Origin of the sequence: Streptomyces fractus (assembly GCF_049844455.1) — a bacterium.
Lineage (GTDB): Bacteria > Actinomycetota > Actinomycetes > Streptomycetales > Streptomycetaceae > Streptomyces > Streptomyces fractus.
Window position 1 is genome coordinate 8,373,173 of sequence record NZ_JBMYHI010000002.1, and the last position, 12,524, is coordinate 8,385,696.

General features: G+C 71.9%; 11 protein-coding genes. 7 read left to right on the forward strand and 4 right to left on the reverse strand.

Annotated elements, in window-relative coordinates:
• Nucleotides 1–47 precede the first annotated feature (47 nt).
• The 7 genes from ACP4E5_RS40100 to ACP4E5_RS40130 all read left to right on the forward strand — a co-directional run bounded on the left by ACP4E5_RS40100 (nt 48) and on the right by ACP4E5_RS40130 (nt 9,000).
• Nucleotides 48–653, forward strand: a complete 606-nt coding sequence (locus ACP4E5_RS40100; protein WP_425838227.1) for a TetR/AcrR family transcriptional regulator — start codon at nt 48–50, stop codon at nt 651–653.
• A gap of 19 nt (nt 654–672) precedes the next feature.
• A complete protein-coding gene (locus ACP4E5_RS40105) occupies nt 673–1,884 on the forward strand; it encodes a GDSL-type esterase/lipase family protein (RefSeq protein ID WP_425838230.1) in 1,212 nt (403 codons plus the stop codon).
• Nucleotides 1,885–1,911: 27 nt separating this feature from the next.
• A complete protein-coding gene (locus ACP4E5_RS40110) occupies nt 1,912–3,357 on the forward strand; it encodes a glyceraldehyde-3-phosphate dehydrogenase (protein WP_425838233.1) in 1,446 nt (481 codons plus the stop codon).
• Between the two features lie 337 nt (nt 3,358–3,694).
• The gene (locus ACP4E5_RS40115; protein WP_425842010.1) at nt 3,695–4,618 is read left to right on the forward strand and encodes a TauD/TfdA dioxygenase family protein; all 924 of its coding nucleotides are present in this window, start codon (nt 3,695–3,697) and stop codon (nt 4,616–4,618) included.
• A gap of 232 nt (nt 4,619–4,850) precedes the next feature.
• A complete protein-coding gene (locus tag ACP4E5_RS40120) occupies nt 4,851–6,023 on the forward strand; it encodes a sensor histidine kinase (RefSeq protein WP_425838235.1) in 1,173 nt (390 codons plus the stop codon).
• A complete protein-coding gene (locus tag ACP4E5_RS40125; RefSeq protein ID WP_425838237.1) occupies nt 6,020–6,670 on the forward strand; it encodes a response regulator in 651 nt (216 codons plus the stop codon). Before ACP4E5_RS40120 ends, ACP4E5_RS40125 begins: the two co-directional genes overlap by 4 nt.
• Nucleotides 6,671–6,882: 212 nt before the next feature.
• The gene (locus ACP4E5_RS40130; protein WP_425838239.1) at nt 6,883–9,000 is read left to right on the forward strand and encodes an MMPL family transporter; all 2,118 of its coding nucleotides are present in this window, start codon (nt 6,883–6,885) and stop codon (nt 8,998–9,000) included.
• 70 nt (nt 9,001–9,070) lie between these two features.
• On the opposite strand, the gene ACP4E5_RS40135 is transcribed toward ACP4E5_RS40130, so the two are convergent.
• The 4 genes from ACP4E5_RS40135 to ACP4E5_RS40150 all read right to left on the reverse strand — a co-directional run bounded on the left by ACP4E5_RS40135 (nt 9,071) and on the right by ACP4E5_RS40150 (nt 12,440).
• Nucleotides 9,071–9,547 (reverse strand): thioesterase family protein, encoded by a 477-nt coding sequence (locus tag ACP4E5_RS40135; RefSeq protein WP_425838242.1) that lies wholly within the window; start codon nt 9,545–9,547, stop codon nt 9,071–9,073.
• The gene (locus ACP4E5_RS40140) at nt 9,547–10,512 is read right to left on the reverse strand and encodes a 3-hydroxyacyl-CoA dehydrogenase NAD-binding domain-containing protein (RefSeq protein ID WP_425838244.1); all 966 of its coding nucleotides are present in this window, start codon (nt 10,510–10,512) and stop codon (nt 9,547–9,549) included. The genes ACP4E5_RS40135 and ACP4E5_RS40140 overlap by 1 nt, the downstream gene beginning before the upstream one ends.
• A gap of 49 nt (nt 10,513–10,561) precedes the next feature.
• On the reverse strand, nt 10,562–11,452 hold the full coding sequence (locus tag ACP4E5_RS40145; protein WP_425838247.1) for a beta-keto acid cleavage family enzyme: 891 nt from the start codon (nt 11,450–11,452) through the stop codon (nt 10,562–10,564).
• Between the two features lie 139 nt (nt 11,453–11,591).
• The gene (locus ACP4E5_RS40150) at nt 11,592–12,440 is read right to left on the reverse strand and encodes a TetR/AcrR family transcriptional regulator (RefSeq protein WP_425838250.1); all 849 of its coding nucleotides are present in this window, start codon (nt 12,438–12,440) and stop codon (nt 11,592–11,594) included.
• Nucleotides 12,441–12,524: the final 84 nt, after the last annotated feature.

Below are 12,524 nucleotides of genomic sequence, written 5' to 3' on the forward strand. Positions count from 1 at the left end.
TGTCTTTCGGTAACAGTGACGGGGGTCGAGGGAGAGGGCGTACGGTCGTGGCGCGTGCCGGATTGACCGCGGAGCGGCTGGCCCGGGCAGGTGCCGAGCTCGCGGACGAGGCCGGCTTCGAGCAGGTGACCGTCTCGGCCCTCGCCCGGCGCTTCGACGTCAAGGTCGCGAGCCTGTACTCGCACGTCAAGAACTCGCACGACCTGAAGACGCGGATCGCCCTGATCGGCCTGCAAGAACTGGCCGACCGGGCCGCCGACGCCCTCGCGGGACGCTCCGGCAAGGACGCGCTGACCGCCCTCGCCAACGTCTACCGCGACTACGCCCGCGAACATCCGGGCCGCTACGCCGCCGCCCAGTACCGGCTCGACCCGGAGACGGCGGCGGCCAGCGCGGGCGTGCGGCACGCGCAGATGACGCGGGCCGTGCTGCGCGGCTACGACCTCACCGAACCCGACCAGACCCACGCCGTCCGGCTCCTCGGCAGCGTCTTCCACGGCTACGTCAGCCTCGAAATGGCCGGCGGATTCAGCCACAGCGCGCCCGACTCGGGCGAGAGCTGGGCGCGGAGCCTGGACGCGCTCGACGCGCTGTTGAGGAACTGGCCCGCGCAGGCACAGCCGCTCAACACTCCACGCGCTCAACCCGCTTGATCAACAGATTGACACCACAGTGAACAGCACGAACACCCCGGACTCCGTCCACACATTGACCACGACACCGCTGACGGACGAGCTCGTCCACGGTGCGATCGACATCGAGCGCACCCGCCGCGGTCTCCTCCCGCACCGCCTCCCCGCCTGGGCCCGCGCCCAGAACACGGACGGCCAGCTCGCCATGGCCGAGTCGCAGCCCTCCGGCGTCCGCCTCGCCTTCCGCACCCGCGCCACCGTCGTCGAACTCGACACGGTGCCGACCAAGCGCGTCTACGTGGGCGTGCCGCCACGCCCCGACGGCCTCTACGACCTGCTCGTGGACGGCCGGCCCGCCGGACAGGGCAGCGTGGCAGGCGGCGACATCCTCACCATCGACATGAGCGCGGGCACCTACGAGCACGAGGAGGCCGGTCAGCCGGGAACGCTCCGGTTCGACGGCCTGTCCGACGCCCTCAAGACCGTCGAGATCTGGCTGCCGCACAACGAGACCACCGAACTCGTGGCGCTGCGCACGGACGCGCCCGTGGAGCCCGCCGCGCCGCTCGGCGCGTCAGGCCGCAAGGTGTGGCTGCACCACGGCAGTTCCATCAGTCACGGCTCCGACGCCGCGAGCCCGACCACGACCTGGCCCGTGCTCGCCGCGTCCCTCGGCGGCGTCGACCTGGTCAACCTGGGCTTCGGCGGCGGCGCCCTGCTCGACCCGTTCACCGCGCGCACCATGCGGGACACCCCGGCCGACATGATCAGCGTCAAGATGGGGATCAACGTCGTCAATGCCGACCTGATGCGCATGCGGGCCTTCACCCCCGCCGTGCACGGCTTCCTCGACACCATCCGCGAGGGGCACCCGGACACGCCGCTGCTGGTCGTCTCGCCGATCCTGTGCCCGATCCACGAGAAGACGCCCGGGCCCCTCGCTCCCGACTTCAGCACGCTCTCCGAGGGCGGGCAGATGCGCTTCATGGCCACCGGGGACCCCGCGGAGGCGGCCCAGGGCAAGCTCACCCTCGAATCCATCCGCGAGGAACTGGCCCGCATCGTCGCCCAGCGCGCGGCCGACGATCCGCACCTGCACTACCTCGACGGCCGCGAACTGTACGGCGAGGCGGACCACGAGGAACTCCCGCTGCCGGACGCGCTGCACCCCGACGCCACCGCCCACCGGCGCATCGGCGAGCGCTTCGCCGACCTGGGCATCGGTCGCCTGAACGGGGGAGTTAGCATATGAGCGCCGCCTAGCTCGAAAGAGACGCACGTGACTGTCAATGACGACTCGTTCACCAATTGGAAGCACCGTGAGGAGACCGCGGAGGCAATGATCCCGATCATCGGGAAGCTGCACCGCGAGCGGGACGTGAACGTCCTGCTGCACAGCCGCTCCTTGGTGAACAAGTCGGTGGTCAGCCTGCTGAAGGCCCACCGATTCGCCCGCCAGATCGCCGGCGAGGAGCTCTCGGTCACCGAGACGATGCCCTTCCTGAAGGCCCTCGCCGACCTTGACCTCGGGCCCTCCCAGATCGACCTCGGCATCCTCGCGATGACGTACAAGACCGACGACCGGGGCCTGAGCGTCGAGGAGTTCACCGCCGAGGCCGTCGCCGGCGCGACCGGCGCCCTGAAGCTGGAGCGCGGCGAGGGCCGCGACGTCGTCCTGTACGGCTTCGGCCGCATCGGCCGCCTCGTCGCCCGCCTGCTCATCGAGAAGGCGGGCTCCGGGAACGGGCTGCGGCTGCGCGCCATCGTCGTCCGCGGCGGCGGCGAGCAGGATCTCGTGAAGCGGGCCTCCCTGCTGCGCCGCGACTCGATCCACGGCCAGTTCCAGGGCACGATCACCGTTGACGAGGCGAACAGCACGATCAACGCCAACGGCAACGCGATCAAGGTGATCTACGCCAACGACCCCTCCGAGGTCGACTACACGGCGTACGGCATCAAGGACGCCATCCTGATCGACAACACCGGCAAGTGGCGCGACCGCGAGGGCCTCTCCACGCACCTGCGGCCCGGCATCGACAAGGTCGTCCTCACCGCGCCCGGCAAGGGTGACGTGCCGAACATCGTGCACGGCGTCAACCACGACATGATCAAGCCGGACGAGCGGATCCTGTCCTGCGCCTCCTGCACCACGAACGCCATCGTGCCGCCGCTCAAGGCGATGGCCGACGAGTACGGGGTGGAGCGCGGCCACGTGGAGACCGTCCACTCGTTCACGAACGACCAGAACCTGCTGGACAATTACCACAAGGCCGACCGTCGCGGCCGGTCCGCGCCGCTCAACATGGTCATCACGGAGACCGGCGCCGCCTCCGCCGTCGCGAAGGCCCTGCCGGACCTCAAGGCGCCGATCACCGGCTCCTCGATCCGTGTCCCCGTCCCGGACGTCTCGATCGCGATCCTCAGCCTGCGGCTCGGCCGCGAGACCACCCGCGACGAGGTCCTCGACCACCTGCGCGACGTCTCGCTGAACTCGCCGCTGCGCCGCCAGATCGACTTCACGGACTCGCCCGACGCGGTCTCCAGCGACTTCCTCGGGTCCCGGCACGCCTCGATCGTCGACGCGGGCGCGACCAAGGTCGACGGCGACAACGCGATCCTCTACCTCTGGTACGACAACGAGTTCGGCTACTCGTGCCAGGTGATCCGCGTCGTCCAGCACGTCTCCGGCGTCGAGTACCCGACCTTCCCGGCGCCCACCGCCTGACGCACCGCCCGACGTACGGCACATGTCCCGAGGCCGGTCCCGCTTCCTGCGGGTCCGGCCTCGCGGCACTTGACGGAATGATCAACTGGGGCGCAGGATGAGGCACATGTTCATGCATCGCGCCCACGCATCCGGAACGGCCCCCGTTCCGGATCGATGTGGTTGCGCGCGCAGCGGCTTGTAGTGGGCTTCCAGACCCCTCGCCGAACTTTCCCGTACGTCCCGTAGAAGCCGTCGCCCTCTAGGCGTCGGCGGCGCACGTACGGATCACTCTCGCGTTCAGCGCGTTCCCCCGTCACCCGCGTGCCTGTGGAGGCTCCCCTTGTCCGTGACCGAAATGCCCCCTTCCCTCTCGCTGCGCCCCGCCCACATCCCCGCCGACGGCCTCTACGAGGGGCGCCGCACCCTGCGCCGCACGCCCGCCGGCTGGCAGGACCGCCCCTACGAGCTGTTCGACCTGGTCCCGCAGGGCGCCACCATCGGCGCCGAGATCAGCGGCGTCGACCTGAGCCGCCCGCTCTCCGCGGAGCTGCGCGAGGAGCTGAACCGGGCGCTGCTCGAATGGAAGGTCCTGTTCTTCCGCGGCCAGCACCTCAGCAGCGAGAGTCAGCGTGAATTCGCGCGCAATTGGGGCGAGTTGGAGACCAACCCGCTGCTTGAGCGCGGCGACAGCGAGGACGTCGTCCGCTTCGACAAGGGCGCCGGCGGCGTCCCCAGCTACGAGAACGTCTGGCACACCGACGTCACGTTCCGCGAACGCCCCGCCCTGGGTGCCGTGTTGCAACTGCGCGAGGTCCCGCCGTTCGGCGGCGACACCATGTGGGCCGACATGGCGGCCGCGTACGACAACCTGTCCGACGAGGTGAAGGCGCGCATCGAGGGCGCCGAGGCCGAGCACGACTTCCTGCCCGGCTTCCGCCGCTTCTACGGGCCCGAACGGCTCGCCCAGTGGCAGGAGTCGTTCCCGCCGGTCATCCACCCGGTGGTGCGCCGCCACCCCGAGACCGGGCGGCGCATGCTCTTCGTGAACACCTCCTTCACCACCCGCATCCTCGGCATGGAGCGCGCCGAGAGCGACCGCCTGCTGCGCCTGCTCTACCAGCAGGCGCACGTGCCCGAGTTCCAGGTCCGCTTCCGCTGGCAGCCGGGCGACATCGCCTTCTGGGACAACCGCGCCACCCAGCACTACGCGGTCGCCGACTACGGCGACGCCCGCCGGGTCGCCGAACGCGTCGCCATCGCGGGCGACCGCCCCTTCTGAGCCCTGTCGTCGAACTCCCGACTGCCGCGCGAGGCCTGGCGCGCGCTCGCGGCGTTGCCGAAAGGCCCGCGTAGCTCCGCTCGGGCGGCGACGGGAGTTTGAAGACCGGACCTGGGAAGCAGGTGCGGGCGGCCCGAAATCCCTCTCACCGGCGAGGTGTTGACCGGGCCGTCCCTCGATACTGGCCCCGCAGAGGACTCTGTGCAGGGACCAGGTCACGAGGAGCCGCACCATGCGTCTGCCGCGCCGCACCAGCCCGTACCTCGTCGACGGGGCGCTGGCCGCCCTTGTCCTGTTCGCCGTGTCCCTGCAGTTCCTGTTCCCCGACGAGGGCGGCGACCCGCTGTCCTGGCAGGGCTTCCTGCTGGGCGCGGGCACGGCGGTGCCGCTGGTCTGGCGGCGGCGCGCGCCGCTCCTGTGCGCGAGCGTGATCTCCTGCGCCACCCCGGCCATGGCGCTCTACCACGCGCCGCCGCCCGACGTCGTGTACGGCGGACTCGTCGTGCTGTACACGCTCGCCGCGTACGCGGAGCCCGTGCCGCGCCGCGTCATGCTCGTCGGCTGGGTGATCGGGGCGTCGGCGACGATGTCCATGAAGGAGCACGCCGAACCCTTCGAGTACGCCTTCCACCTGCTCAGCCTCCTGAGCGCCTACGGGTTCGGCCTGCTGGCCCGCACCCAGCGCGCGTACACCGCCGCCCTGGAGGAGCGCGCCCGCGCCCTGGAGCGGGAGCGCGAGATCGACCGGGCCCGGGTGGTGGCCGGCGAACGCGCCCGGATCGCCCGGGACATGCACGACGTCGTCGGCCACGCCGTCAGCCTGATGGTCGTCCAGGCCGAGGCGGGCCCCGTCGTGGTGCGCAGCGATCCCGCGCGCGCCGAGGCGGCGTTCGACGCGATCGCGGGCGCCGGACGCGAGGCCATGCAGCAACTCCGGCTGATCCTCGGCGTGTTGACCGGATCCGGCGATGGCCGTGCCGGCCTCGAGGCCCCGGCCCCCGGCCTGGCCCGCCTCCCCGATCTGATCCGCCAGGTCTCCGGGACCACCGAGGTCACCGTGCGCCTGCACACCACGGGCCGCCCCCGCCCCATCGCCCCCGAAACGGAGACCGCCGCGTACCGCATCGTCCAGGAAGCCCTGACCAACACCGTCAAGCACGCGTACGCTGCCCGAGCGGACGTACAACTCGACTGGGGGGACGCGGAGTTGGCGATCACCGTGACGGACGACGGAACCGGCGGCGGACCGTCGGCGGCCGGTGCTGGACGCGGACTCGTCGGCATCGAGGAGCGCGCCGCGGCCTGCGGCGGCAGCGCGCACAGCGGCCCCGGCCCGCACGGCGGATTCCGGGTCACCGCCCGGCTGCCCGCGGCGGCCCGGCAGGCCGCCGAAAGGGCGCCATGAGCATCCGCGTCGTCGTCGCCGACGATCAGGAACTGGTACGCAGCGGCTTCACCATGATCCTCGACGCGCAGCCCGACATCGAGGTCGTCGCCGAGGCGGCCGACGGCGCCGAGGCCGTCACCGAAGTGCGCCGCCACGCCCCCGACGTCCTCCTGCTCGACATCCGCATGCCGCACATGGACGGCATCGAAGCGGCGCGCCGCGTCTGCGAACAGTCCAGCTGCCGCGTCGTCATGCTGACCACGTTCGACCTCGACGAGTACGTCTACGAGGCGCTGTACGCGGGCGCGTCCGGGTTCCTGCTGAAGGACGTGCGCCGCGACGACCTCGTGCACGCGGTCCGCGTCGTCGCGGCCGGCGACTCTCTCCTCGCCCCGTCCGTGACCCGCCGCCTCGTCGCCGACATCACCCGCCGCAGGCCCAGGTCCCCCGAGCCGCCCACCCTCTCGGCGCTCACCGCCCGCGAGACCGAGACGCTGCGCCACCTGGCCCGCGGCCTCACCAACGCGGAGATCGCCGCGACCCTCCACGTCAGCGAACACACCGTCAAGACCCACGTCAGCAACGTCCTGAGCAAGCTGCACCTGCGCGACCGGGTCCAGGCGGTCATCTGCGCGTACGAGTCCGGCCTGGTGGCACCCGGCTAGCGCAGACGCCGGGCCGGACCCGACGCAGGGCTCGGCCGTGGCGGTCTCCTGTGCGGGCGGCGCCCGCGGCCCGCCCCTCACCCGCGCGACCCATACCCGCGCCCCGCCTCACTCCTGCGCGTGAGCCGGGAACCGCCCGCCCCGGCGATCCGCCGCACACCCGCGCGCGACCACGCTGACGGTGTCCCATCGGAACCCTCCGAGGAGGAGCCGTGCTCAGCGCACTCGCCCGGGCGGCGACCCGCCGCCCCCGTACCGTGATCCTCACCTGGCTCGCCCTGATCGTGCTCGGTTTCGGGCTCGGCACCGGCGTCTTCGGCCGGCTCTCCGACTCGGTCCCCGACGTGCCGGGCACCGAGTCCGACCGCACCGCCGCGCTCCTCGACGACATCGACCCGCGCGGCGAATCCCTCAGCGCCGTCGTCGAGGCACCCCGCGTCACCGACCCCGCACTGCGCGACCGGATCGAGCGGACCGTCACGGACCTGCGTCGCGTCCCCGGCGTCGCCGCCGTCCCCGACCCGTACGCCACCGAGGGCCTGGCCTCCGGCGACGGCCGCGCGCTCGTCGTCCCGGTCACCCTGAAGGGTGGCCTCGACGACGACGCGGAGGACGAGACGGTCGACGCCGTCGCCGACCGCGTCAAGGAGATCGACGGCGCCGACGTGCACGTCAGCGGCGGCCCGCTGCTCGGCCGCCAGCTCGGCGACCGGGCCCAAGAGGACGTCCAGCGCGCCGAGTTGATCTCGTTGCCGGTGGTGCTCGGGCTGCTCCTGCTGATCTTCGGCGGGCTGCGCGCGGCCGGGCTGCCGCTGCTCGTGGCGGTGAGCGGCGTGGCGGGCGCGTTCCTCGCCCTGTTCGGCTTCAGTCAGGTCACCGAGATCTCCGTCTACGTGATCCAGGTGACGACCATGCTCGGGCTCGGCCTCGCCGTGGACTACGCGCTGCTGATGGTGATGCGCTTCCGCGAGGAGCGGCGGGCCGGCGGCGATGTGACCGAGGCCGTGCACCGCACCGTCGAACGCGCGGGCCGCACCATCCTCTTCTCCGGCCTCACCGTCGCCGTCAGCCTCAGCGGACTGCTCGTCTTCCCGAGCCCGTTCCTGCGCAGCATGGGCCTGGCCGTGGCCGCCGTCGTGGTCGTCGACATGCTCGCCGCGCTGACCCTGCTGCCCGCGCTGCTCACCCGGTTCGGCGCGCGCATCGCGCCTGCCAAGTCCCGTGCGCCCGGCGCGGAGGGGCGCGTCTTCGCCCGCCTCGCCCGGTTCGCGGCGCGCCGCCCCATCGCGGTGACGACGGTGAGCGTCCTCGCCCTGCTCACGCTCGCGCTGCCGGTCTCCAACCTGCGCATCGACATCGGCGACGCCCGCCAACTCCCCGCCTCCACCGAGGCGCGACAGCTGTACGACACCGTGCGGGCGCACTACCCGGCGGGCGTCGGCGTCGACCCGGTCGTCGTCGTGGCACGCCCCGGCACGGACCCCGCCTTCGAAGCCCGCGTGAAGGCGCTGGACGGCGTCGCGTCGTCCGAGACGCAGACCCTCGACGACGGCACCCGTGTCCTGCGCGTCACCCCGGCCGGCTCGGTCGACGGCGCCACCGCCACCCAACTCGTAGAACAGGTAAGGGAGTTACGCGGGGACAATCCGGTGGCCGTGGCAGGGGTCGCCGCGCGGCTCGTCGACTTCCGGCAGATGCTCGCCGACCGCGCCCCCTGGGCGGCGCTCACCGTCCTCGCAGGCATCATGGCCCTGCTCTTCGCGTTCACCGGCTCGCTCCTGATCCCGCTGCGCACGGTCCTCACCACACTGCTCAGCCTGGGCGCCGCGCTCGGCGTGGTGGTCCTCGTCTTCCAGGACGGGCACGCCGCGTCCTGGCTCGGCGGAGAGGGCCTCGGCGCGCTCAGTCTGACCGCGCCACCGCTGATCGTCGCCATCGCCTTCGGGCTCGCCATGGACTACGAACTGTTCATCCTCGCCCGGATGTGCGAGTCGTGGCGCGTCACGGGGGACGCGCAGGGCGCGGTGGTGACCGGGCTGCGACGCTCGGGCCGCGTGGTGAGCTGCGCGGCACTGCTCCTCGCGGTCGTCTTCGGCGCCTTCATGACGGGCGGCTTCGCGCCCATCCTGGAGATCGGCCTCGGCCTCACCCTGGCGGTCGTGATCGACGCGACGATCGTCAGGATGCTGCTCGTACCGGCGACGATGACGCTCATGGGCAAGCGCGCGTGGTGGGCGCCGCACGCGCTGCGCAGGGTGCACGAGCGGTTCGGCGTACGGGAGGAGGAACAGGCCCCGGTAGAAGGGCTGGTGACGCCACGTCAGTCCTGATGCATCGCGTACGAGGGCCCCGGACACGCGGTCCGGGGCCCTCGTACGTCAAACGGTCGTGCGCGCGCCGTCAGACGACGGCGATCGACCGACCCGCCCACTCGGGGGCGGGCTCCGTCAGCTCGGTGAAGCGGTCGCGGACCGCGGCCGGGAACTCGGCAGCCTTCCCCGCCTGCTGGTCGACGTGGATCGCGAGCAGCTCGGTGGTCGCCACCGGCGCCGCGTCCGGGGCGGGCTCGCCCGCCTCGTCGTCCACCACGAACATCTCGTGCGTGAAGCGCGCCTTCTTCGACGCCGCGCCCAACACCCGCGTACGGATGGAGAGATGGGCGCCCTCGGGGACGTCACGCAGATAGCGGATGTGCGACTCGACCGTGTAGAGCGAGCAGTGGGTGGACTCCCGGTACGTCGAGTCCAGGCCCGTCTCGATCATCATGGCGTCGGTGGCGTGGCCGAAGGCGAGTACGTAGAACGCCTCGCTCATGTGACCGTTGTAGTCGATCCATTCGGGGCGGACCGTGCGGTGCAGCAGGGGGAGGGCGGTCATCACTGGTCCGCCTTCCGGCCGAGCCGGCCCGTCGCGCGCAGCACGTCGATGACGCCCTGGTCACGCTCGGCGACGAGGTCCGCGATGGAACGGCCGTCGGCGGCGACGTCGCAGCCCGCGACCACGGAGTCGTACAGCTGCTTGTCGAGCTCCGGGGCCTCCAGGCGCGTCCACGGCGACTTCAGGGACGGGCCGAAGTGGTCCAGCATGTGCGCCATGCCGCCCTCGCCGCCGGCGAGCGCGAACGTCAGCATCGGGCCCATGAACGCCCAGCGCAGGCCGGGGCCCTCGGTGATCGAGTCGTCGATCTCCTTCACCGTCGCCTCGCCGTTGGCGACCATGTGCAGCGCCTCGCGCCACAGGGCCTCCTGGAGGCGGTTGGCGATGAAGCCGGGAACCTCGCGGTCCATGGAGATGACCGACTTGCCCGCGACCTCGTAGAAGCGCGAGGCCCAGGCGGAGGCGTCCGCGTCGGTCTTCTCGCCGCCGACGACCTCGACGAGCGGGATCAGGTACGGCGGGTTGAACGGGTGCCCGACGACGAGGCGCGCGGGGTTCGCGGCCGTCGTCTGCATGTCCGTCATCGGGTAGCCGGACGTGGAGGAGGCGATGACGACGCCTTCCGGCGCCGCCGCGTCCAGGCGGGACAGCAGGTCACGCTTGAGGTCGAGGTCCTCGGGGGCGCTCTCCTGCACGAACTCGGCGTCGGCGACGGCCTCTTCGAGGGTCGGGGCGACCGTCAGACGGTCGCGCGAGGCGCCGTCGGCGAGGCCCATCTCGGTGAGGGCGGGCCAGGCGGCGTCGACCAGGCGGCGCAGCTTCTGCTCGGCGTCGGGGGCCGGGTCCCAGGCGGTCACGTCGTAGCCGCGGGCCAGGAAGTGGGCGACCCAGCCGCCGCCGATGACGCCGGCTCCGACGCATGCGACCCGGCGGACGTCCTCGGGAGCGGTGAGGGGGGAGGTCATGAGGGTGGTGTTGCCTTCCGGTGGTGCGGGGGTTCCGGGGAGGGAGGGTTCAGGAACGCGGCTTGAGGCCGAGCGTCGCGCGCGCCTCGTCCGGCGTCGCGACGCGCGAGCCGAGGGACTCCGTGATGGTCACGGCGCGCTCCACGAGCTGGGCGTTGGTCGCCTTGTTGCCCTTGCCGAGGTAGAGGTTGTCCTCCAGGCCGACGCGGGCGTGCCCGCCGAGCAGGATGGACTGCGCCACCCACGGCATCTGCATGCGGCCGAGCGCGAAGCTGGCGAACTGGGCGCCCTCGGGCAGCATGTTGACCATCGACTGCAGCACGCCCGGGTCGGCCGGGGCGCCCCACGGGATGCCCATGCAGAGCTGGAACACGGTCGGGTCGTCGAGCAGGCCCTCCGCGAGCAGCTGCTTGGCGAACCACAGCTGGCCGGTGTCGAAGATCTCCAGCTCCGGGCGCACGCCCAGCTCCTGGATGCGCTTGGCGCCCTGGCGCAGCATGTCGGGCGTCGACACGTACAGGTTCGAGCCGTCGCCGAAGTTCAGCGAGCCGCAGTCGAGCGTGCAGATGTCGGGCAGCAGCTCCTCGACGTGCGGCAGCCGGTCGAGGCCGCTGACGAGGTCGGTTCCGGGCAGGTGGTTGAGCGGCTCGTCCGGGTCGATGACCAGGTCGCCGCCCATGCCGGCGGTCAGGTTGATGACGACGTCGGTGCCGGTCTCCTTGATCCGCTCGACGACCTCGCGGTACAGCTTCGTGTCGCGCGAGGGGTCACCGGTCTCGGGGTCCCGTACGTGGATGTGCACGACGGCGGCGCCCGCGTCGGCCGCCTCGACGGCGTTCTTGGCGATCTGCTCCGGCGTGACGGGCACGTGCGGGCTGCGCCGCACGGTGTCGCCTGCGCCGGTGAGAGCGGCGGTGATGATGACGTTTTCGTTGGGCATAGGGGGACCTCCCATATATCTGGCCGCTTGCGGCGGTTGGGCATTTCAAGCGAGTGGGCCGCTTGAGCGGCTGGGTATTTGAAGCCCCGCTGTGGGACGAGAGCCGGCGGGGTCCGGGGCCAGAGCCCCGAGTCGTCGGCTACGGGGCCGTGATGGTGCCGTCGACGTAGGAAAGCAGCGCCGCATGCATCGCATCCGCGGCCGAGCCGAACGACTCCCGGCTCACCGAAAGGACCTGCGTGGCGAGCCCGTCGATGAGCGCGGTGAGCGCATACGCCGCCGCGGCAGGGTCGACGGACGAGCGGAACACACCCTGATCGACACCGCGGCGCAGGACATCCGCCACGGTCTCCCGCCACTGCCGGTAGTAGTCGGTGTGCAGGCGCCCCACCGTCGTGGAGCGCGCCGCCTCGGCCCACAGGTCGAGCCACACCTTCCACTGGCGCCGCTGCTGCTCGGTGCGCGGGGTCTGCAACTCGATGAGCTGGCGCAGTTCCGCCGCCGCGTCGTCCGCCTCCGCGAGGTGGGCGGCGCGGCGCGCGGTGTCCTCGTCCATGCACCAGCGCACCGCGGCCTCCAGGAGGTCCGCGCGGCCGGGGAAGTGGTAGTGGATCGCGGCGGTGCTGGTGGCGCAGGCGCGGGCGATGTCGGAGACCCGCACCGCGTGGAAGCCGTGCTCGGCGACGAGCCGGACCGTCTCCTGGACGATCTGCAGCGGTCGGCCGCCCGCCACGGGCGCGGGCGCCTCGACCTCGGCCTCCAGCGGTCGCGCGCCGAGCAGCCAGCCCGCGTCGACGCGCCCCTCGTCGGCGATCCGCGCCAGCTCGGCCACCGTGAACCGGCGGGTGCCGCTCAGGGAGCGGGAGAGCTTCGACGGATCCATGACGATGCGGCGCGCGAACTCGCGCTGGCTGACACCGGCCGCCGTGATGACCTCACGGACGCGGGCGGCGGTGTCGGCAGGGGTTGCCTCGTTGCTGGATTCCACGGGATACGACCCTAACCATGCGTTGAGAAGAACACAACACGGGGGCTCCAAGCCGCCAAGAAATCCCGGGAAACACCGGCCATT